This is a genomic window from Viridibacillus sp. KH_047 (genome assembly GCF_057838945.1).
In genome coordinates, this window is sequence record NZ_CM174479.1 from 3,275,286 (window position 1) to 3,298,493 (window position 23,208).

At 37.2% G+C, this 23,208-nt stretch carries 22 protein-coding genes; all 22 read right to left on the reverse strand.

The genetic code is table 11. From position 1 onward, the window contains the following. Positions 1-74: 74 nt before the first annotated feature. Entirely contained in the window at positions 75-782 is a 708-nt protein-coding gene (sigE, locus tag AC3IS5_RS16180) for an RNA polymerase sporulation sigma factor SigE (RefSeq protein ID WP_038183874.1), read from the reverse strand. A 19-nt stretch (positions 783-801) separates the two neighbouring features. After that, positions 802-1,632 (reverse strand): sigma-E processing peptidase SpoIIGA, encoded by an 831-nt coding sequence (locus AC3IS5_RS16185; protein WP_489425312.1) that lies wholly within the window; start codon positions 1,630-1,632, stop codon positions 802-804. A 177-nt stretch (positions 1,633-1,809) separates the two neighbouring features. After that, on the reverse strand, positions 1,810-2,976 hold the full coding sequence (gene ftsZ, locus AC3IS5_RS16190; RefSeq protein ID WP_489425313.1) for a cell division protein FtsZ: 1,167 nt from the start codon (positions 2,974-2,976) through the stop codon (positions 1,810-1,812). 49 nt (positions 2,977-3,025) lie between these two features. Continuing rightward, positions 3,026-4,303 (reverse strand): cell division protein FtsA, encoded by a 1,278-nt coding sequence (gene ftsA / locus AC3IS5_RS16195; RefSeq protein WP_489425314.1) that lies wholly within the window; start codon positions 4,301-4,303, stop codon positions 3,026-3,028. A gap of 97 nt (positions 4,304-4,400) precedes the next feature. Next, positions 4,401-4,769, reverse strand: coding sequence for a small basic family protein (locus tag AC3IS5_RS16200; RefSeq protein ID WP_038183861.1), 369 nt, complete (start codon positions 4,767-4,769; stop codon positions 4,401-4,403). 3 nt (positions 4,770-4,772) lie between these two features. Then, on the reverse strand, positions 4,773-5,492 hold the full coding sequence (locus AC3IS5_RS16205) for a DUF881 domain-containing protein (protein WP_489425315.1): 720 nt from the start codon (positions 5,490-5,492) through the stop codon (positions 4,773-4,775). Between the two features lie 25 nt (positions 5,493-5,517). Continuing rightward, positions 5,518-6,246: a DUF881 domain-containing protein gene (locus AC3IS5_RS16210; RefSeq protein WP_489425316.1), complete on the reverse strand. Its 729-nt coding sequence runs from the start codon at positions 6,244-6,246 to the stop codon at positions 5,518-5,520. Next, positions 6,224-7,018 carry a cell division protein FtsQ/DivIB gene (locus AC3IS5_RS16215; RefSeq protein ID WP_489425317.1) on the reverse strand — a complete coding sequence of 265 codons (795 nt, stop codon included), beginning with the start codon at positions 7,016-7,018 and terminating at the stop codon, positions 6,224-6,226. The genes AC3IS5_RS16210 and AC3IS5_RS16215 overlap by 23 nt, the downstream gene beginning before the upstream one ends. A gap of 24 nt (positions 7,019-7,042) precedes the next feature. Then, positions 7,043-8,092: a putative lipid II flippase FtsW gene (gene ftsW, locus AC3IS5_RS16220; RefSeq protein ID WP_193738657.1), complete on the reverse strand. Its 1,050-nt coding sequence runs from the start codon at positions 8,090-8,092 to the stop codon at positions 7,043-7,045. Positions 8,093-8,150: 58 nt separating this feature from the next. Next, positions 8,151-9,500 carry a UDP-N-acetylmuramoyl-L-alanine--D-glutamate ligase gene (gene murD, locus AC3IS5_RS16225; protein WP_489425318.1) on the reverse strand — a complete coding sequence of 450 codons (1,350 nt, stop codon included), beginning with the start codon at positions 9,498-9,500 and terminating at the stop codon, positions 8,151-8,153. Further along, positions 9,497-10,471: a phospho-N-acetylmuramoyl-pentapeptide-transferase gene (gene mraY / locus AC3IS5_RS16230; protein ID WP_489425319.1), complete on the reverse strand. Its 975-nt coding sequence runs from the start codon at positions 10,469-10,471 to the stop codon at positions 9,497-9,499. The genes murD and mraY overlap by 4 nt, the downstream gene beginning before the upstream one ends. 78 nt (positions 10,472-10,549) lie before the next feature. Continuing rightward, positions 10,550-12,463: a stage V sporulation protein D gene (locus AC3IS5_RS16235; RefSeq protein ID WP_489425320.1), complete on the reverse strand. Its 1,914-nt coding sequence runs from the start codon at positions 12,461-12,463 to the stop codon at positions 10,550-10,552. An 83-nt stretch (positions 12,464-12,546) separates the two neighbouring features. Continuing rightward, a complete protein-coding gene (locus tag AC3IS5_RS16240; protein ID WP_489425321.1) occupies positions 12,547-14,679 on the reverse strand; it encodes a penicillin-binding transpeptidase domain-containing protein in 2,133 nt (710 codons plus the stop codon). Positions 14,680-14,714: 35 nt separating this feature from the next. Further along, positions 14,715-15,092, reverse strand: a complete 378-nt coding sequence (gene ftsL, locus AC3IS5_RS16245; RefSeq protein ID WP_489425322.1) for a cell division protein FtsL — start codon at positions 15,090-15,092, stop codon at positions 14,715-14,717. Positions 15,093-15,096: 4 nt separating this feature from the next. Further along, positions 15,097-16,044, reverse strand: a complete 948-nt coding sequence (gene rsmH / locus AC3IS5_RS16250) for a 16S rRNA (cytosine(1402)-N(4))-methyltransferase RsmH (protein WP_489425323.1) — start codon at positions 16,042-16,044, stop codon at positions 15,097-15,099. Between the two features lie 23 nt (positions 16,045-16,067). Further along, the gene (mraZ, locus tag AC3IS5_RS16255) at positions 16,068-16,499 is read right to left on the reverse strand and encodes a division/cell wall cluster transcriptional repressor MraZ (protein WP_038183816.1); all 432 of its coding nucleotides are present in this window, start codon (positions 16,497-16,499) and stop codon (positions 16,068-16,070) included. A gap of 329 nt (positions 16,500-16,828) precedes the next feature. Beyond that, positions 16,829-18,445, reverse strand: a complete 1,617-nt coding sequence (gene bshC, locus AC3IS5_RS16260) for a bacillithiol biosynthesis cysteine-adding enzyme BshC (protein WP_489425324.1) — start codon at positions 18,443-18,445, stop codon at positions 16,829-16,831. Between the two features lie 75 nt (positions 18,446-18,520). Further along, complete coding sequence (locus AC3IS5_RS16265; protein ID WP_489425325.1) at positions 18,521-18,916, reverse strand: DUF3397 family protein; 396 nt, start codon at positions 18,914-18,916, stop codon at positions 18,521-18,523. Beyond that, on the reverse strand, positions 18,913-19,815 hold the full coding sequence (locus tag AC3IS5_RS16270) for a ketopantoate reductase family protein (protein ID WP_489425326.1): 903 nt from the start codon (positions 19,813-19,815) through the stop codon (positions 18,913-18,915). The genes AC3IS5_RS16265 and AC3IS5_RS16270 overlap by 4 nt, the downstream gene beginning before the upstream one ends. A gap of 71 nt (positions 19,816-19,886) precedes the next feature. Further along, entirely contained in the window at positions 19,887-21,428 is a 1,542-nt protein-coding gene (locus AC3IS5_RS16275) for an acyl-CoA carboxylase subunit beta (RefSeq protein WP_489425327.1), read from the reverse strand. 39 nt (positions 21,429-21,467) lie between these two features. Beyond that, the gene (locus tag AC3IS5_RS16280; RefSeq protein WP_489425328.1) at positions 21,468-21,680 is read right to left on the reverse strand and encodes an acetyl-CoA carboxylase biotin carboxyl carrier protein subunit; all 213 of its coding nucleotides are present in this window, start codon (positions 21,678-21,680) and stop codon (positions 21,468-21,470) included. Then, the gene (locus AC3IS5_RS16285) at positions 21,667-23,037 is read right to left on the reverse strand and encodes an acetyl-CoA carboxylase biotin carboxylase subunit (RefSeq protein ID WP_489425329.1); all 1,371 of its coding nucleotides are present in this window, start codon (positions 23,035-23,037) and stop codon (positions 21,667-21,669) included. The genes AC3IS5_RS16280 and AC3IS5_RS16285 overlap by 14 nt, the downstream gene beginning before the upstream one ends. Between the last annotated feature and the right edge of the window lie 171 nt (positions 23,038-23,208).

Here is a 23,208-nt window from a genome sequence, read left to right on the forward strand (position 1 = left end):
ACTTTCTTTGTTGTAAGTTCAGTTTGTCCGTTAAGCGTCAGAATATGCGGTGGAAAAATGACCAATTTCAACCATTACATAGTTGGTTGATTTAAATTTTCACGTAATTCATGAATAATTTTCTTCTCTAAACGAGAAATATAAGATTGAGAAATACCGAGATGATCTGCAACTTCCTTCTGCGTCATCTCTTCTCTACCATTTAGTCCGAAACGACATTCCATTATATAGCGTTCGCGCTCTTCCAATATATGAATTGCTTGAAACATATGTTGGCGCTCGATTTTCTTTTCAACATTATCCGTAATAATATGCTCGTCCGTCCCTAAAATATCCGATAATAATAATTCATTACCATCAGCATCTGAATTGAGCGGTTCATCTAGAGACACTTCACCTTTAGTTCGACTTGTTTTGCGTAAGTGCATTAAAATTTCATTTTCGATACATCTAGAAGCGTATGTAGCGAGTTTGATATTTTTTTCAGTATTAAAAGTTTCAATTGCTTTTATTAATCCAATCGATCCAATACTGATTAAATCTTCAATTGGTGTATTTGAATTATCAAAACGTCTAGCAATATAAACTACTAAACGCAAATTACGTTCGATTAACGTATCTCTAGCACTCATATCTCCTCTCATAAACGCCGCAATAACTTCCTTCTCCTCCTCTTTTTTCAATGGTACAGGCAGCGATTCATGACTTCCTATATAAAAAGTACCCTTCGTTCTCCAAGTAATGAACTTCTGCTGTAGCCAGTGCCAAAATTTTCGAATCATGTAAAAACCCCTTCCATCATTATTGACAAAGCGTTGAGACATTTAGAATGACATCTACCTGCTGTGGGAAATGATCTGATTCCCTTGTAAGTACGAAAAAACCCGGTGCGATAAAGAAACCATCTTCCCCGTGTACCTCCCACTGATCAAAGCGGAAAGCGATTCCATAAACCGCTTTTTCTTGTACCGTTGAAAATCGAATAACCGTCAACTTACTTTGTAACTCTTTCGGGAACATCGATAATTTGTAAGGATTAGATGATTGCCAGCTCTGTAGTGCAGTTTTTAGCACATCATCCATACGTTCTTCTAACGCGCTCCAAGCAATAAAATGAACAGCCCTACCAGTTAATGGCTCGATGCAACTATTTCCTGTATCGATAAAGCCTCTTAACAGCCAACTCTGCCCTTGAAACGTCATTGTCGTATCAAATACTAGTCCACGTTCAAGCGATTGCTGTTTACTAACGGTCCATCTATTTTGCAATAGAACAAGCCCAGCAATAGCTATGATACTGCTGGTCGATGCAAAATAGACAGTAGGCATTTTAAAAAATAGTGGCTCAAGAGCAGTTAATAGACCACCTGCAAATAATGCGGCAACAATACAGATAACAGCACTTTTGAGCCATTTCATAAAATGAAAACCAAAAGCACTAATTGTCATCACGACAAATGCAAAAATCATTGGTATAACAGATTGACCAATAAAGACAACGACGCATGCACCTATTAGCGCGCTTAACAACAATCTTTTTCTCGACACTTGCAATGCACCAATCTTACTTGTAAAGGACAAGACAATGTAATTAAAAATTGTATTGAGCGCTAAAATAACTTCTCCGTACATGACACCGCCTCCCTATTGAAAGGTTAACATTCTCCAACTTCAAAAAATGTCAAACTGTGAAGTGATTCCGCAAAAAATTGCGACAGAAAAAAGTGTATACTGACATTTTTTTGAAGATATTTTCCACAAAATAAAAAGCCCACACAATAAATTGTGTGAGCTAGTTGGATTAATAAATTAACGTCTTTTTTGGCGATTACGTAAGAATGTTGGAATATCTAAAGCATCATCTTGAGATTGTGACGTTTGTGTTTGGCGCACAGGCTCTTGATGTACTTTTACTTCTTCTTGTCTTACTTCACGACCAACTTGTTGAGAAGCCGTAGTAACAGCTGGACGACCAGCACCGATTCCGCCGCGACCAGCTGAACGCGGGTCTACAGGCATATCATCATCTGAGAATCCAGTTGCAATAACTGTAACGATGATTTCATCTTTCAAGTTATCATTAATTACCGCACCAAAGATAATATTCACATCTTCATCAGATGCTGCAGATACAATATCAGCTGCATCCCCTACTTCATAAAGACCTAGGTTTGAACCACCAGTCATATTCATTAGGACACCTTTTGCACCATGAATCGATGTTTCAAGTAATGGACTTGAAATCGCTTTTTTAGCAGCTTCTATTGCACGATTTTCTCCAGATGCAATACCAATACCCATTAATGCAGAACCTTTATCAGACATAATAGATTTCACGTCTGCAAAGTCTAAGTTAATAAGACCCGGTGTTGCGATTAAATCTGAGATACCTTGTACACCTTGACGAAGAACATTATCTGCTTCACGGAATGCTTCTAACATTGGCGTGTTTTTATCTACTATTTCAAGCAGGCGATCATTTGGAATAACAATTAATGTATCAACTGCTTCTTTCATTGCAGTAGTACCGCCATATCCTTGTGATTGACGTTTTCGTCCTTCAAAAGTGAATGGACGTGTTACAACACCTACTGTTAATGCACCTAAATCGTGAGCAATTTGAGCAATCACAGGTGCAGCACCTGTACCTGTACCGCCACCCATACCAGCAGTAACGAATACCATATCTGCTCCGCTTAACGCTTCTTCTAACTGTTCTTTACTTTCTTCAGCAGCCTTTTTCCCAACTTCAGGGTTTGCTCCTGCACCTAAACCACGAGTTAATTTACCACCAATCTGTAATTTCACATCAGCTTTCGATAGTTTTAATGCTTGTGAGTCTGTATTAACGGCAATGAATTCTACACCTTGTACACCATGTTCAATCATACGATTGACTGCATTATTACCGCCGCCGCCAACGCCGATTACTTTAATCACTGCTAGTTGTTCGACATCTGTATCAAATTCTAACATCTCTATTCCTCCTATTTTAGCTCATTGTGTGTAGAGAAAGCCGCCTATATTATTCTAAAAATTTGGTTAAGAAATTCCGAACCTTACCAACTACGCCTTCTTTTTGCTCTTGAGCATCATAAGCAGTTGGCACTTTTGTATTTGACTCTGTATTTTGAATTGGTCCTAGCGGTTTGTCATCGCTATAATCTCCGAGAAACTCGGATTCCATATATGCATAACGAATTAAGTTTACTGCTGATGTATATTCAGGTTCTCTTACACCGATATATTCAGGCGTGTAAACTCTTACTCTCGTTTGTAACACATGGCGAGCTAGTTGAGAAATACCTTCTAATTTGGCAACGCCACCAGTTAATACGACGCCACCTGGTAAATCTTGAATACCCATCCGATATAACTCATCGATTATCAATTCGAATAATTCTTCCAATCGAACACCGATTATTTCGGATATGTACCTTTGACTAAACTGTTCCTTTGTATCTCCATCAATAACTGGCACTTCAAATAGTTCATCTTCTGAAGCATCGTCGTAAAATGCATGTCCATAGTCAATTTTAATCTTCTCAGCTTGTTCTGTAGGTGTTTTTAAGACAATCGATAAATCTTTCGTAATATGTTCTCCACCTACTGGAATAACAGCTGTGTGTGTGAAATGCTCATCTTTGAAAATAGCAATTGTTGTTGAACCTCCGCCAATATCAATAAATGCAGTGCCTCGGTTCTTTTCATCTTCAGTTAATGCAAATTCACCTGCAGCAAGTGACTGTAAGTAAATTTCTTGTATATCCAATCCCGCTTTTTCAACGCAACGGAGTACATTATGCAGGATTGTTTTAGAAGTAGTAATTAATGTACCATCCATTTCTAATCGGATACCAATCATACCTCGAGGGTCTTTGATTTCATCTAAATTATCTACTATAAATTGTCTAGGAACTAAATTGACTAGCTCTCTCTCTGGCGGAATAGACATCACTTGTGCCGATTCCATTACGCGATCTAAATCCTCATCGCCTATTTCACGATTGTCACTATTAACAGCAACTACCCCTTTAACAGGTTGGAGCATAGCCTGATTGGCAGGAATTCCTAGAATAACTTTATTAATAGTCATCCCTATCATTCTTTCGGCTTGTTCGACCGCTTTTTTAATAGATTGTACTGTAGCATCTATATCTACAATACTCCCTTTACGAATGCCAGTAGATTTTACATTCCCTACTCCTATTACATGTAAAGTCTCATTATTTACTTCTCCAATAACGACTTTAATGGATGATGATCCTATATCTAGTGATACATATAATTCTGAGTGACTCAATCTGTGGCACCTCCTTCAACAACTCTTATCAATATTCTATTGTAAATTGAGTAACTTGTCTAAATAAATTCCTGTCTTTTTGAAAAAATTCCTTCTATTAGACTGCTTTTTCAGATTGTTTTGCTTTTTTATCATTCCATTTTGATAATAATATCCTTCTTATGATAGCAATATTTTGGAAAAGTCGCACTCCAAAAGCGAAAACGGCTGCCAAATAAAGATCAACACCTAAGTGAACTCCTAAAAAAGCTAATCCAGCTGCTAGAGCAATATTAAAGAAAAAACCTGTCACGAATACATAATCATCATATACTTGTTGTAATTGTGCTCTTATCCCACCAAAGAGAGTATCTAAAGCCGCAAGTACTGCAATTGATAAGTAACTTTCATAAATTGTAGGTATTTGAACGTCAGTTAACAGACCAAGGGAAATACCTAATAGTAAACCTAGTAACGGTAACCACAAATTCTATTCCCCCTTTGTCGTTTCTGATAAGAATTTATTATGAAAAGATTGATCAAATCCATTTAAAGTTACCTTCTTTTGTGGTTTTCCAATTGATAAAGTTAAATTATCAAGATAAAAATCATCTGAAATGGATGAAGATTCCAAATAACTTGCAAGCTTATTAGCATCCGCTAAAGTACTCGTACCAATAGTTATCATAAATGGTGGTGTTCGAACAGCCAAACTATTAACAGTTGTTTGTCCATTAATATCACGAATAGCTGTTGTTTGAACGATTCTCTTACGATCAATCTCAACTGCATTGCCCTTAAAACGATTAATTTCATTGACAAGTTTTACCAATAAATCCGGTGAGATATTTGGTACTGCTTGTCCTAATACCTTTGCCTCAGGTGAAGCATCAATTCTAAGCACTAAACCCGGAGATGTTATTGCTGTTAATCCTGCTTCTTGTTTCAACCCTTGAACTGTTTCCCTCAATATGCGTTCTGGACTATCATTATCCATATTCTCATATTTACTGATCGTGGAATTTAATTGCTGAATGTTTGCTAACAGTTCTGAATGACGCTGCTTTTCTAGTGATAGTTCCCGACGAATATCCCATAAATCACGTGTATCACGTTGTTGTGGATTTTTCACTGTGTTATACTGCATCGCTAACATAAATCCAATGATGAATAATACGATGATGAACGGTGTATGCACTTTACGCTTCAATCTATCGCCTCCTTACCTTAGGCCATTAAGAATTTCCTTGGACGGCAGGCATGACGAGCTGCTTACTACCATCTATCGTCACAATAATATTATCATCAATGAGTTGGTCAAAAACGCCACCAGCTAGTGTTAAGCCTGCAGACAATACCTTTGGGTCACCTACTGCTTCAATGACAAATGGTGCTGGGAATTGGTCATCATCAATCGTGATTACTGGACCATTACATTTAATATAAGAATTAGCTTTTAATCGATGACCATTAATGGCAATCGCTTGAGCTCCAGAAATCTTTAATTCATTTAATACTTTGAATACGTGACTTTCATGTACGATGTAGTCATTCGGGTTAACCGATTTCGGATCATATTCAGCATCTTGTAGCGTCACTGTAACACCAGATCCTCGTCCAGGTATTTTACCAAGTAAAAGGCGTAGATCATCAGCCTGCTTCACTAAATCTTTATATCCCTCTTTATTACCCGAAAAGTCTTGTTCATAATCCTTTATTTTTTGTTGTAAAAGTAATTTTTCTTCTTCAAGTTCTTTATTACGTTCTTGTTGAGCAATTAAACCTTCACGTAATTGTTCTTTTTTTTCAAAATCAGAAGAGTTTGTTTCAGTCATCGTGTTATCTTTTGTCTTTGCCGTATTATAGGCATACGCGAAAAGAAAGCCCAGGGCAATCGAAACTACTAAAAAGGCAAATTGATGTTTAAATGAATGACGTTTTTTATTGGCTGGTTGTTTGGTCATCTACTTCCTCCTTTGAAGTTGGTTTACCATATTCACTCGAATACGAGCGATAGAATGAACCTACTTCTAAGTCAATAACCCCTTTTTCACCTTTTTTGACTTGCGAAATAATAGATGGATAATACCGCAATTTTTCAGCCAATGTCGTAATAGTTGCACGAACTTCAAAACCATCATTCATAAATAAACGTACCGCATAAGGATTGGATTTTGTTGGAACAGCATTTACTTGAGAAATTAAAGTCATTAATTCTTGATCGACCTTGTCCAACTGTTTAATCATCTTAAGTAGTAAGGCGTCTTCTTTGAAACCAACCAAGATGGGTAAATTCAAATCACGTGGTATTTCATCTAAGCTGTAAATCACACCATTTTGCAACACCAAATTATATTGACTACCATTCTTAATAAAAGCTTTTTTATCGTACTCTTTTACTTTTATAGTCACAGTGTTTAACCAATTACGTTCAACTGATACACTCTCGACCCAATCTTTTTTTTGAAGGGTCTCTTCAATATTTTTTGGCTTAACCCCCCACAAAGAATCTCCTACACGGATCTTACTATGTTTTGTGTAGTATTCTGCTTTTTTTAATTGGCCACCAGTTACTTTAATTTCCCCTATATGACTTAGTGATGATTGAAAATAAAGAAGTGCCAGTAAGATAATGCCGAAAATGGCTAGCAATATTGTAAACCGCTGATTCGTCCGTTTTTTACGACGTTCACGAAGCGTAGGAATACGTTCTTCTATATCTATAATTTTCTCCATACTGTGCACTCCTTCCTCTTTTATTTATACTCTTTTTGTAAAATTCCAAATTACACCGACTATAAGCCAAGCGGACATTAGGGATGAACCACCATAACTTATAAAAGGCAAAGTAACTCCTGTAACAGGTAGTAAGCCTGAAACAACTCCAATATTCAAGAACGCTTGAAAACCTAGCATACTAATCAATGCTGCAACACTGTAATAATAGCTTAATTGCTGCGTTCTGACGGCCAAAGCATAACCAGAGTATAAAGCCACCGCGAAGGTTATAACGATCAATGCTGCGCCTATAAAGCCTGTTTCCTCGGCAATGATGGAAAAGATAAAATCATTTTGTGGTTCGGGTAAGTAGAGATACTTTTGCCGACTGTTACCAAAACCATGTCCAAACAAACCAGCTGGCCCAATTGCAAGTAAGGATTGGATTGCTTGGAAGCCACTACCTAAAGGGTCAGACCAAGGATCCAAATACGCCTCTATACGCTTTAATCGGTATGGAGCCGCCATTATTAAACCCACTAAACCACTTATACCAATCATCATTAGAAAAACGTAAAAACGAATTGGATAACCAGCTATAAAAAGTAATGCAAAGGATGATACGAGTAAAATAAACGCAGAACCAAAATCAGGTTGCAGCATTATAAGCGCTGCTGGCAATAAAATCAAAACAAAGTGACTTAATTGAATGGTTCTTTCCGTACTTTTCTTACGTGCTAACACAAAGCTTAATTTTACAAGTAATGCAATCTTAGCAAATTCAGCGGGCTGAATACTAAGGGGTCCAAAAGCAATCCAGCTTTGAGAACCATTACGCACGGCGCCTATTCCTGGAATCAATACCGCTATTAAAAGTAAGAGTGAAAATATGTACAGTATTGTCCAACTTTTTTCCATCCTTAGAAGGGAACTATTGGAAACAACATAAAATGCTGCTACTGCCACACCTAAATAAATTAGTTGTTTAAAAAGAAAAGGGGCAGTATTGCCATAGTGTACCTTGCCCCAATAAGTCCCTGCAGAATAGACGAAAACAATGCCTATCAATGTCAATAAAATGATTGCACTCATAAAAAGTGTGCGTTCACGTTGATTCAGCTATGGCATCCTTCCTGTTGTTCGAATTTCCTTACAACTTCATTGCAGCTTCGATGAACTTATCACCACGCACCTCGAAAGTTGGGTATTGATCCCAGCTTGCGCATGCAGGAGATAATAAGATGACATCTCCTTCATTTGATAAATCTGCTGCTTGTTTAACACCTGATTCCATATCATCAGCATATGCTATTTTTTTAACACCACATGATTCTGCGAATTTAGCAAATCGCTTAGCTGTTTCCCCAGCTACGACAACCGCGTGAACATTCCCCATATGTGGACGTAGTTCTTCGAATGAGTGCCCTCGATCTAAGCCACCTGCAAGTAAAACAAGCGGCTGTTTAAAGGCTGCTAACGCACTGCGAGTAGCTAATGTATTAGTTGCTTTAGAATCATTGAAGATTTTACGACTTTGCCATTCTCGAACAAATTGTGTACGGTGCTTAACACCCGTAAATGATGATAAAACATGCTCAATCTTATCTTTCGGACAATCCATAATTATCGCTGCAGCAACTGCTACTAAAACATTTTCTAAATTATGTTGTCCAGGAAGAGCTATAATGCTACGTTTGATAAATGGTTTACCTAACCAGTAAATCATGTCATCATCTGCACTTATTCCTAAATAATTAATACCTTTTGTTGTGAAAGGAACTTTATGTGCATGTGATTTATTTGCATAACTTACGACAACTTCTTGATCTGCGTTATAGATTAAATAGTCTGATGCATCCTGGTTGCGTGTTACAGCAAATTTAGCATTACTGTATTCTTCCATTGAACCGTGATAGTCAATATGCGCTTCGTATAAATTCGTCCAAATCGCAATTTTCGGCTTAAATTGTTCAGTACCCATTAATTGGAATGAAGATAATTCTGTAACGACTACATTATCTGTTGTTGCATGTTCAGTGACTGAACATGCTACTGTACCTATATTTCCAGCAATGAGAGGGTTTAAACCACCTTGATTTAAAATATGGTAAAGCAAGGTGGTCGTTGTTGTTTTACCATTTGAACCCGTAATACCAATCATTGGAGCCTCGCTAATTAAGTAAGCGAGCTCTATCTCAGTCCAAATTGGAATACCACGTTTTACAGCATCTGCTACTAGAATGTTTGTATAAGGAATCCCAGGGTTTTTCACAACTAATTCGAAACCTTCATCTAGTAAATCTTCTGGATGACGGCCACAAATCACTGTAATTCCTTGTTGTAACAGACGTTGTGCATCAATGTTCTCTTCAAAAGGTTTTGCATCATTTACAGTAACGAAAGCACCCATTTTATGCAGTAATTCCGCAGCTGCGACACCGCTTTTCGCTAATCCTAGTACAAGTACTTTTTTATGTTCCATCCCATTTATGCTTTTCATTTCAAGACCTCCGGAACCACTGCGATCAACGCTGCAACTACTGCTGTCAACCAGAATGTTAGAACAATACGCCATTCAGACCAGCCTGATAACTCAAAATGGTGATGTAGTGGACTCATTTTAAAAATTCGTTTACCTGTTAATTTGAAGCTTGCTACTTGTAAAATAACAGACAGTGTTTCAGCAACAAAGATAATACCAATCAATAATAGTAACACTTCATGCCCAACTAATACTGAAAGCATCGCAAGTGCTCCACCTAAAGCAAGTGAACCCGTATCTCCCATAAATACTTTTGCTGGATTGGCATTAAATAGTAAGAAACCAAGTAAAGCACCTGTTACAGCAAATGCAAATATCGCGATATCAACTTGATCGTTTACAAGCGCTAGCACACCAAATGCAGTAAACGCAATGGAAGCTGTACCCGACACAAGTCCATCTAACCCATCTGTTAAGTTAACAGCGTTAGAGAAACCTACTAACCAAAAGATTAAGAATAAAACATAAAATCCACCTAAATTAAAGGCGAAATCAGTAAGTGGTATCTGAATTGTATTATGGAAAACGCCTAGACCTAATAAGAAATAGGCAGCAATCGAAATAATAATTTGTCCGATTAACTTTTGGAGGGATGTTAATCCCAAATTACGCTTGAAAATAATTTTAAGACCATCGTCTAAAAAGCCGATTAAACCAAAGCCGAATAAGACGAGAATTAATACAACGGATTGTGAGGTAAAGGCATCATTTAGATAACCTAATACAATTGTAGTAGCGATAATAGAGAATAAAAATATTACGCCACCCATCGTTGGAGTTCCCGCTTTTTTCTGATGTGATTTTGGTCCTTCTTCTCGAATACTTTGACCAAATTTCATTCGACGTAATAACGGAATAACAGCTGGTGCTGAAATTGCCGTTAAGACGAATGAAGTGGCCAAAACAATTAAGGTTGTTGCAATTGTCATGAAAATTCTCCTTCTAACCTTCTTTAGTACATGTACTATCATAGTAGTTTCAATTCTATTTTTAAAGACTAATACACGCTATTTTTCTAAATAAACGTGAATTATGCCATCTAGTCCGATTTGTGCATCTGCTTTTGGCAGTTGAGAGGCAATTTTGGAGCCATTTCCATGCCATTCTAAACGAAACGGATATTGTAATTTTGCTATATCTTCTTTTGTCTGACCGACCAAATTAGGTACGCGCACTTTCTCGACATCCCCCCATTTATATATCTTTTCTAATTGTCCCTTTCGTTCTGTAATACCAACTTTATCATGAACATCCTCAATGATTTGCCCCACAATTGGTGCCGCAATAACACCACCAAATTGCGTAACGTTCTTAGGATTATCTATTGCAACATAAACAACAATTTCTGGATCATCCGCTGGTGCGAAGCCGATAAAGGATACAATATACTCGCCATCCTTATACCGTCCATCTTCAACCTTTTGAGCCGTTCCAGTCTTACCACCTATACGTAGGTGATCTCTGAAAGCATTTCTACCTGAACCTAAAGCAACAACCGATTCTAATGCCTCACGAACTTTTTTGGACGTCTCAGGCTTAATCACTTGACGTTTTTTTACTGGTTTGTAGCTTTTCAATACCTTGCCTGTATTAGAATCGATTAGATTTTTAACTATATAGGGTTGATAAAGTGTACCCCCATTAATCGCTGCTGATACTGCCTGGACTTGTTGAATTGGCGTGACAGAGATTCCTTGCCCAAAAGAAGTTGTAGCATGTTCAACAGGACCATATGCCTTTTCAGAGAACAATATTCCACTTGATTCGCCTGCCATATTCGATCCCGTTGTTTTCCCAAATCCAAAATCACGTATATATTTTTGAAGTTTTGTTGGCCCTACTCTTCTTCCGAGCTCTATAAAACCTGGGTTACAAGAATTTTGTACGACTTCTAAAAAGGTTTCGGTTCCGTGGCCTGCACGCTTCCAACAACGTAGACGAGCACCTTCTACCATAGAGTAGCCCGGATCAAAGAAATGCTCCTTATCTAAATCAACAACCTGTTCTTCTAACGCTGCACTTAATGTAATGATTTTAAATGTAGAACCTGGCTCAAAGGTCATCCACACTGGTAGATTTCTGTTGTAAATTTTGGAATCGACTTTGGAAAATGAAGGAGGAGAGAATGTTGGATAAGATGCTAACGCTAATATTTCACCAGTTTTAGGATTCATAGCAATACCCATTGCCTGGTCTGCCTCGTATTTCTCCATCGCTTGAGAAAGCTCACGTTCTACGACCTTTTGAACATCAACATCAATGGTCAGTTCCATTGTTGCACCGTCTTTACCTTCTTTCCAACTATCTTGGACATGAGGCAATGCTGCACCTTTCGCATCTGTAAATAAGCGGATTGCGGAAGCTTTTCCCATCAATAAATCATCGTACTGATACTCTAATCCGGCTAATCCTTGCTGATCATAACCTGTGAAACCAATTAGCCTAGAGAGTAATTGATCATACGGATAATAACGTATGTAATCAAGCCCTGCGTAAATTCCTGGTATATTTTTTTGTTGTATTTTTTCGGCAATTTCCTTAGATATGTTTTTAGCTTCTGGAGCAAGCTTTACTATAGACGTTCTTTGTTGCATTTTTTTTGCTAATGCTTGCTCATCTACTCCTAATATCGATGCCAACTCTTTTGCAGCCTCTAAAGGTTTATCATTTTGAGCTGGCATAAAATACAATGTTGGGGCGAGTTTATTACCAACGATTAGCTTACCATTACGATCTACTATGTTCCCTCTTAAACTTGAAACTGGTATTTCACGATCCCAGCTTTCTTCTGCCCTTTTTGTTAACAAATCATGTTGTATAAACTGTACATGTACTAATTTCCCAATAAGCATAAGGAATAAAACAACAAAGACAATCCACATCCACTGCATTCTTTTTTTTGTACTTTTAGTGGCCCACATTGTTCGACATATCACACCTTTTTTTCTTACAAAGTATGATATGACTCCCCGTACTATTCAAATTCTTTGCAAAATCATATGAACTATTTGTAACGTTCCTCTGGTTTTTTCATTTTCAAAATAATTTTCTTGTTTCTATTTAGTACAGTACCAGCTTTAATACTTTGTTTCTGTACATAGCCTTCACCATTAATTTCTATATTGGCACCTGACATTGTTTGATACGTAAGAACGTTACGGAGTGACCAATCTGTAAAATCAGGTACTATTGAATCCCCATCTGTCTTCAAGAATACAAAACCGCCTGATAAAACTTCTGATTTTTCTGCAGGGTATTGATCTGTAATCTTTTCTCCATTACCTATGATAACCGTTTCTATGTCATTTTCTTCAAATTCTTTTTCAACCTCTTCAACAAGTTGACCATTTAAGTTCTCCATAGTTAGAGAACTTGTTTTCTTAATTTGTTGAGGCTTGATATTTAAATATTTTAAACTACTTCCCATAACTGTATTAAATACGGTTGCTGTTGGTTCTGAACCGACATCTGTAGGTCCAAGCTTAGGTTTTTCCACAGCAATGTACATAACTAACTGAGGGTCATTTGCAGGAGCCATACCTAAAAATGAATACAAGAATTCATTTTTCCCCCAAGAGTATCCACCAGATGCATTCGGAATTTGAGCTGTACCAGTTTTACCAGAAACTTCATATTCTTTACTTGCAAAGTTTTGACCAGTTCCTTTTTCGGAATAAATGGTAGAAGCTAAAATCTTTCTAACTTCCTTAGCCGTTTTTTCGGAAATAGGCTGACCTTTAATTGTTGGGGTGTTCTCTTTGACGATTTTTTTCGTATTTGGATTCACGATTTTCTCAATTACATACGGTTGCATCATTTTACCATCGTTTGCGATGGCAGAAATAGCTTGAATTAATTGAATAGGGGTGACTGTAGATCCTTGTCCATAAGTAGTTGTGACGCGATTAATTGGATATTTATCTAAAATTTTCCCCGTCGCTTCATTTGGTAAATCAATTCCCGTCTTTTCTCCGAAACCAAACTTATTCATATAAGAAATAAAGGTATCATCGCCCATTAACTTTAATAAGTGAGCCATACCTACGTTTGAAGACCGTTGGATTCCTTCTAAATACGAAATACTTCCCCATCCAACTTGGTTACTATCTCGAATAGTTCGATCGAGCACAGTATACTGACCAGACTGAAATGTAGCATTCGGGAACCATTTCCCTTCTTCAACTGCAGCTGCTAATGTAAATGTTTTCATTGTTGAACCCGGTTCAATCGTCAATTCTGTTAACTGGTTTAACCAGCTATTTTCAAGTCCAGTACCGTCTTGTGGATTGTATGTAGGTCTTTGCGAAACAGCAAGTATTTCTCCCGTTTTCGGATCGGCAACGACTGCTACCATCGATTCAGGATTATATTTTTTATAAACTTTAGACATCGAATCTTCTAAAAAGTTTTGTATGGTCTTATCAATCGTTAGATATACATCCGCACCATCTTTTGCAGGTTCTACCATCTTATCGCTATTAGGTAGCAAATAACCCCATACATCACTCTTATATTGAACCCTTCCATCAGTACCAGATAATTCTTTGTTATAGATCGATTCTAGTCCCATTTTACCTACAGTTCTAGTTTGTCCATCTTGCTGAGTATCCCTTTGTGCTAAGCCAATTAAGTTTGATGCAAAGATACCATTTGGATAAAACCTCTTTGTTTCTTCCATGAAGACGATGCCTGGTAGCTTTTCACTACTAATTTTCTCCATTACGCCATGGCTAATATTACGACCTGCCGCACCGAATTCTACTTGACGGATTTCATTACCTTGTGCATTCTTCGCTTTTGTATTTAATTTATCAAATATATCTTTTTCGCTAATAGAAAGATATTTCGCTAAAATTTTGGCAGTTTTCTCTTTATCTGCGACGTGCATAATAGTTTTAGTTCCTTCAGATACTTTAGGACTAATTACTGCTACTAAGCGATAGTTAATTGTATCTTCTGCAATAACTTGCCCTTGCCGATCTAGAATGTTACCTCTATTAGCTGTAATTACTTTTGATTTTTCATATTTTGCTGCCGCTTTTGCTGCCAAAGCTTGCCCCTCTACTTGGCCAGAAGCTTGGATTGTAAATATACGGAAAAACATAGCAAAAAAGAGCCCTCCATAAACGACTAACATTAGAAAGGCTCCCCATTGAAATCGAAACTTTCTCTTCATTGTCCAGACACTACTTTCACGTTTTTTTCGTTTAGCTTCAAGCCTAATTCTTTCGCTTTATTCCAAATACGCTCATATGTAGAGAGTTCGCTTACCTCGATGGACAATTCCGCATTTTGTTTCTTCGTTTCATCAATTTTATTTTCGATATTTTGAATTTCAACAGATGTTGTATTAATTGCAGATTGCGCATTCAAATTCATAACTGACAATAATGCTATTATTGTCACCATGGCCACAAGGAGAACTCTTTCCCCCTTAGACAATATTCTTTTGGAAGGTCTGGGTGTTGGCTGCTGGACGGTTTTCTCCGGTACTGTTGGCTGTGGCTGCTGGATGTACGTTTGTTGTTGTTGCCGATTAAGCAATGCCATTTAATCACTTCCCTTTTTCTTTAATTTTTTCAGCTATTCTTAGTTTTGCAGAGCGAGCTCGATTATTTTCTTCTAGTTCTTGCTCTGAAGGTAATATCGGTTTACGAGTAACAAGTTTTATCCCTGGAGCTAATTCTTCGGGAATAACAGGTAAACCTGGTGGTAATTCAGGCAAAGAGGATGCTTCTTTGAAGATAGTTTTACATAATCGGTCTTCTAAAGAGTGGAAAGTAATGACGCTAACTCGTCCACCTACATTAATAACTTCAAGTGCTTGTATTAACGAATCTTCAGCTGCACCAAGTTCATCATTTACAGCAATTCGAATGGCTTGGAATACACGTTTCGCTGGGTGTCCGCCTTTACGTCTTGCTGCTGCTGGGATACCTTCTTTAATTAAATCTACTAGTTCACCCGTGGTTTCAATTGGGCTGGTCTTTCTAGCTTCTTCAATTTTCCTGGCAATTTGTTTCGAGAACTTTTCTTCACCGTATCGATAAAAAATACGTACAAGATCTTCGAATGACCATTCATTCACAACATGAAATGCGGAAAGTTCAGCTGTTGTATCCATTCTCATATCAAGTGGTGCATCTTGATGGTAACTAAATCCTCGTTCTGCGTTATCTAATTGAGGAGATGATACGCCTAAGTCGTATAAAATTCCGTCAACTTTATCTATGCCTAATGCTTCTAATTCTTCCTTCAAATAACGGAAGTTTGAATGTACGAAAGTTATTTTATCTAAATATGGCGCTAAACGTTCTTTAGCATTTTCAATGGCTGAAGTATCTTGATCAAAGCAAATAAGTCTACCTTCTGATGATAATTGGCTAACTAAATATTCACTGTGTCCAGCCCCACCTAAAGTACAATCTACATAAATGCCGTCAGGACGAACGTTCAATCCATCAACGGTTTCCTTTAATAATACAGTCGTATGATTAAACAAGGTTTGTCCCTCCTCTAAATTGGTTATATATCAAAATCAATCATATTCTCAGCAATGTCATTGAAGGATTCCTCAGATTCAGCAAAATAATTTTGCCAAGACTCTTTGGACCAAATTTCAATACGATTAGAAACGCCGAGTACTACACAATCCTTTTGAACATTAGCGTGTGTTAATAAGTTACTTGGGATATTAATACGGCCTTGCTTGTCCACTTCCACCTCTGTAGCACCTGAAAAGAAGAAACGCGTAAAAGCTCGGGCATCTTTCTTTGTAACAGGTAATTGCTTCAGTTTTTCTTCCAGCTTACGCCACTCCAAAATAGGATACCCGAATAAGCAATTATCCAATCCTCGAGTGATGACAAAGCCTTCCGTAAGGTGTTCACGGAACTTAGCAGGTATAATCAATCGGCCCTTTGCATCAATACTATGTTGATACTCTCCCATGAACATATTACTCACCCCACTATATGAAATTAATGTACCACATCCCCCCACATTCCACCACTAATTCATTGGAAAATAAGGGCGTTTACATTAAAATGCGTAAATCGTCCTTATCAACAACAGTATTTCTACTAATTTTTCCCTTTTTGTTTAAAAAACTTCATACTTCTTATTATTATTTTATTATTTTATTACCAAACAGTAGTATTTTTTTGATATTTTTAATAAAAAAAGCTATCTCGATTGAGATAGCTTTTAATACCCTATAATCAGGATAATATTATATCTATTATATTTTAAAAAAACATCACTTTTTTAATCCACATTATTCCAAATTATATATATATTACTTGATGCAATTCACTAACTTCTAGTGGTAACTGTAAAATTTCATCAATTAAAGTCATGCCATATTCATTCATATATTGGAATGGATTAAATATACGTTCCATCAAATTACCTTCTGGAATCAGCTGGCCTTCCATCTCGGTAAATTTACGAATTGTAACATCATGCTGAAGCAATACTTCTGCTTCTATTTTCTTCAATAGGAAGTCTAATTGTTTTTCATGAATATCTAGATTTTTTATGACTATTTTATCTAGGTGTACGTTATTGTTATGCAAATGCTTTTGTAATTCCACATATTGCTGCTGTAGCAACGCTTTTGTTTTTTCAATAGTCTCTTTTGCAGCATCATCATACACTTCATTTACAAATGTCTGATGCATTTGGGCCACTTTACCACTTAATACTTCAGTAATAGTTAAATCATGAGCTTCTATTAAGTGTCCCACTTGGCGATTAACAAGTGTCATATTCATACGTGGTACAAAAACCGGCACCTTCATACCAAGCAACTCGAATGCGTCTTTTAATGTAGACCAATATGCAAGCTCTCCCGGTCCACCAACAAATGCAAGTACAGGCAAGACCATATCCTGCATAAGCGGTCTTGTTACTACATTATTACTTAAACAAGAAGGTTGTTCTGTTGCAAGTTGCAACAGTTCTTCTTTCGTAAAATGGACATTCGCTACATTATTGATAAAATTGCCATCTTTACGCTCTAGTAAGAAGCGCTCGCCTTCCTTGACATAAAAAAGGTTGGCATTTTCTTTTGTTGCACCAATTGGGGTACCATAACCATTGTCGGCCAAAAGCGCCTCTCGGTTTGAAACAACAGCTGCAATCTCTTCAGAGTGATTCACTAATCTCTCGAAATACGGTGCTTCATAAGCACGAAGTTTCGGATCAGCTGCATCTAATAGAAGTAATCCTTCTTCTTTAAAGAACCAGTGCATTAATTGAGCGAAAAAGTCAGTATATGTATGACTCTTTACTAAAAATGTATCGATTTTCGCCAACAAATCTTCCGTATATGCAGTTTCGCCGTATTGTTGGAAGACGTTTTTTATAAATTTACGTGTATCTTCAATATCTAATGTTGTTGTTGAAGCCATCGTCTTCTTCTTTGAACGGTCAGGATGAATCTGTTTTTGCAAACGACCATTTAATAATGTAAATGTATGATTAATTTCATCAATATCATGGTCTTCACCAGCAATCCAAAATACCGGAACGACTGGAATATCTAATTTTGCACGCTGTTCTTTAGCTAATAGTAAAACTGAAATAGCTTTATGAACGGAATATAACGGCCCTGTTAATAAGCCCGCTTGTTGTCCACCAACTACAACTACTGCATTGTTTTCTAATTCTTGTAAATGTTGTTCCACTTTTACCGATTTCTCTAGCGGTTCCATAAATTCACGGATAACTTTTACGAGTTCAGCTCGACGAATCGGATGATTTTTTAGTTCTTCTAAACGTTTTTCGAAAGATTCATCTTCATTTGTATAATGAAAAAACGACGAAATTGTTGATTTTTGATTACGATAATCTACCAATAATTGATTCGTTACCGGTACATCTATTTGTTCCAGTTTCATATTAGTATAAACTCCTCTATATTGTTAACTTCATTCGAGTATAGCATTTTAATCGGTTGGATTGAAAAAATACGCTCACGTCATCGTCACATATAAAATGATTCTTTGAACTATTATAATAATCCAAATAACCACATAAGTAATGGTTAACGCTAAAAATAAGAAGCGCCAAATCTTCCTGAATAACGGTAGTATTTCAATTTCTTTTGTCGAGCGCCATTCAATTATCGTAAAAACAATCGCAATTATTATTGCAACAATAAAAGTTATAAACCCGATATCATATCCCCATAAAAAATCCACAGATTCTGGAACAGAAAAAAACAGTATGAACGTCGTCATATCTGCTGCCCTACCAAATACTTTTACTCGCTTCTTAGATAATTTTTTAAGAAGTGAATAAATAATGAGAAATAAGATGACCGGGCAAAGTATAATGAAATGCAAAAAAATTGACAGTATATATATCATCTTTCTACACCGCCTTGTTGCGCTGCCATTAATATCATATAAAGAGTCTTTAATGTAGGCATTTCGTGACCACGATTTTGCGCTATCTCTAATATCCCACCAACAATCGTATCTACTTCCATTAACCTTCCATTTAATCGATCTGTAAGCATAGAAGATGTATTCGTTGCTGTTTTTGTACATAAAGCAAGTACATCCTCAAATAGAAGTTGATCCTGTTGTTCCGAGAATGCTTCCATGAGTTCTTTATATAATTTCTCTAATAATATTAAACTGTGCTCATTCGTAATAAGAGAACCGTTTTTAACATTTAGTATAGTCGTTAGAGAATTAATAAGACAATTTAATAGTGCTTTTCGTATTATCATTTGTTCTGCATTTTCTATCCATTCAATCGGTAGTTTAGAATCTGATAGTTGAAAAAACTTTTTAAACGGCTGTCCATCTCCTCTTTCTATAGCTATTTTCATCTTGCCAATCCCTCTGTGTGCAACACTTGAATTCGATAGCTTCTCAGCTCCAAACTCTACTGAACTAAAAGCAATATGCTTCTGTTTCAAGTTCTTTGCAAATTTAAAATGTTTCACACCATTTTGAATAAAAAGTAAAGACGTGCTTTCTGGTAACGAATTAAATAGAGATTGTAAACTTGCTAGATGATGATATTTTACGGCAATTATCCATATTGCATCTGTCGGAAATACTTTAAAGTCATGTGAAGCTTTAATATATGTATGGTGCGACTGTTGCAAGACATCGATTTGCTGTAGACCTTTGTCATTAAGTTCACTTGCTTGAGTTTCTCGGTGAACAAGAATATTCATCTGGGTGCGATCTTTTTGTAGCAAGGATGCTAGCAGCAAACCAACCGCTCCTCCACCTACAACAACAATTTGCATATCGATATCTCCTTTCAATAAAAATAGACTGAGGTCCACCTTAGATAGGTAGACCTCAATTGCAACACTTATTATACAGGATAAACAGGATGTTTTCGATATGGCAGCATGATTTGTTTTGAGTCATAATAAGTCAAACGTTTCGTAATGACCGCTCTTAAATCACATGGCGCTACGATTTCATCTACAATCATTTCGGATGCCATTTTGTATATATCGATTTCCTTTTTATATTCATCATGTTTTTCTTTTACAAACTGTATTCGTTCTTTCGGATCTTCAATAGCTTCAATTTTATTTGAATAAACGGCATTAACTGCCGCCTCTGGACCCATTACGGCAATTTGCGCAGTTGGAAGAGCAATACAGACATCAGGTTCAAATGCCGGACCGCACATTGCATATAGTCCTGCTCCGTAAGCTTTTCGTACCACTACTGAAATTTTAGGTACTGTTGCCGAACTCATCGCTGAGATTAACTTCGCACCATGGCGAATAATTCCAGCACGTTCTACTTTTGTACCAATCATGAAGCCTGGCACATCAGCTAGGAACAATAATGGAATTGAAAATGCATCACATAAATTAATGAATTTAGCCGCCTTATCTGCCGAGTCAACAAATAATACGCCGCCCTTTACTTTCGGTTGGTTCGCAATAATTCCCACCGCTTGACCATCCATACGCGCTAAACCAGTAATCAATTCCTGTGCAAAAAGTTTTTTTATTTCAAAAAAACTTCCCTCATCTATTAACTGCTCAATCGCTTCATACATATTAAAAGGCGCGTTTTGATTTTCAGGAATTATTTCTTCTAATTTGCGACCTTGTTTTGGTTGTTTTCCACTAATTACTGCTGGTTTATCAGCGAAATTCGCTGGAAAATACGTTAAATATCGACGTGCTTCGGAAATAGCTTCCTCCTCAGTTGAAACAAGTACATCTCCGCACCCACTAACAGTACAATGCATACGTGCTCCACCCATCTCCTCAAGCGACACCTTTTCACCAATAACCTTCTCAGCCATACGAGGTGAACCTAAGTACATGGAAGCATTACCTTCTACCATAACAACGATATCACAAAACGCCGGTATGTATGCTCCACCTGCAGCAGAAGGACCAAACAATAAACAAATTTGCGGAATCATCCCTGACATTCTCACTTGATTATGGAAAATACGTCCTGCTCCACGACGCCCAGGAAACATTTCCAATTGATCTGTAATACGTGCTCCTGCTGAATCTACTAAATAAATCATAGGTACTTGATTTTTTTCTGCCACTTCTTGGATACGGATAATTTTCTCTACAGTACGAGAACCCCAAGAACCTGCTTTTATAGTTGAATCATTCGCCATGACGCAAACTGTTTGACCATTCACCTTCCCCATTGCAGTGACCACGCCGTCTGCAGGTAAATCGCCTGCTTCGCAATTCGCAAAACGTCCATCCTCTTCATATTCTCCATTATCAAAAAGAAGTGCTAAACGATCTCGTACGAACAATTTATTTGTCTCTTTTAGTTTTTCATGGTATTTCGGATGTCCACCTGCAAAAATCCCCTCAAGTTTGTTTGCTAGACGTTCGTTATATACTGTTTGTTCAGTCATATCAAGGCCTCCCCTTTGTGTTCTACACTTACATTTACATTAACCTAAAACGACTAGCACATCATCTTCGTTAACGAAGTCACCTTCGTTGACCTTCACTTCAGCAACTACGCCTGACACTTCAACATCTACTGGGATTTCCATTTTCATAGACTCTAAAACGATGACAGTTTGACCAGCAGTTACTTCGTCTCCTTCTTTTACCTCTACACGAAATACAGTACCTGCCATTGATGCTTTAATTTCCCCCATAAATCTTATCCCCCTTGTGATTGGCTAACCATTCTGTTAGCGAACTTGTATGATAAACTCCTGATTGGAACATTTCTTCTTGCAATAATCGATCAAATAATAACACATTTGATTTTACCCCTTGTATATCTATGTCCTTGATAGCCGTTTCAGAATTAGCCAATGCTTGCTCTCTTGTTTCCCCAAACACGATAAGTTTCGCAATAAGCGGATCATAAAACGGTGACACTGTATTTCCCTCAACGTAACCACTATCTATTCGACAATTACCTTTTTGCGGGAACATCAATACTTGCAACTTACCCGGTGATGGCAAAAACCTCTCTGGATCCTCTGCGTAAATACGATATTCAATTGCATGGCCAGTGCACTTTATAGCTGTTTGGTCTTTTACAGGTAATGTCTTGCCTTCAGCTACTTGCAATTGCCACTCAACAAGATCAAATCCAGTAATAGCCTCGGTAACTGGATGCTCGACCTGTAAGCGTGTATTCATCTCTAGAAAATAAAAGTGATTTTCAGCATCCACTATAAATTCTACTGTTCCAGCATTGGTATAACGAACAGCTTTTGCAGCATCCACAGCAGCTTGCAATAATTTTATGCGCTCCTCTTGCGGAAAATGAGGTGATGGCGATTCTTCAATAACCTTTTGATGACGTCGTTGAATCGAACAGTTTCGTTCAAATAAATGAACGATATCCCCCTTATCATCACCGAAAATTTGCACTTCGATATGACGCGCATTCGGAATATACTTCTCAATAAAAACGAGGTCATTTTTAAAATACGATTGCGCTCGTTTTTTTACATTTTCAAAACTATGACTGAGCGCTTGCTCATCTCCACAGCACACCATGCCAATACCACCCCCACCAGCTGATGCCTTCAGCATTACAGGGTATCCTATTAGACTAGCAAACTGCAATGCCTCTTCTAATGAAGTTAGACCTTCTTCTGAACCTGGTACAACTGGAACACCGGCATTTTTCATCGTTTGACGCGCTTGAATTTTATCACCCATTTGCTCGATTATATCTGCATTTGGACCAATCCAGCGAATACCCGCAGCCTCTACTTTTCTAGCAAAATCCGCATTTTCTGATAGCAACCCGTAACCTGGATGAATATCACTTACCTGATGCTCAATGGCAAGTTGAATAATATCATCAGCCTTCAAATAAGACTGTGCAACTTGATTTCCACCTATACGAACAGCATTTGTCGCTTCTTTTACGAAAGGTAAATCTTGATCTGCATCTGAATAGATAGCAACTGTTTCAATACCTAACTTGTGGCATGTAGAGATAATTCTCCTCGCAATCTCCCCACGATTGGCAATTAGAACTTTGCGCATATTCATCCCCCTTTGCTTGAACCGTTTCTCCCTTTCCTTATTAGTCTAAACGAAATAAGAAAGCGATTTCAACTATTAACTAGCAAATTTTAGTTATTATTGAGTATTTTTTCTTCTTTGTTATTTTATTCACAATAAAAAGATCATTCCAAAATAGATTTAGAATGATCT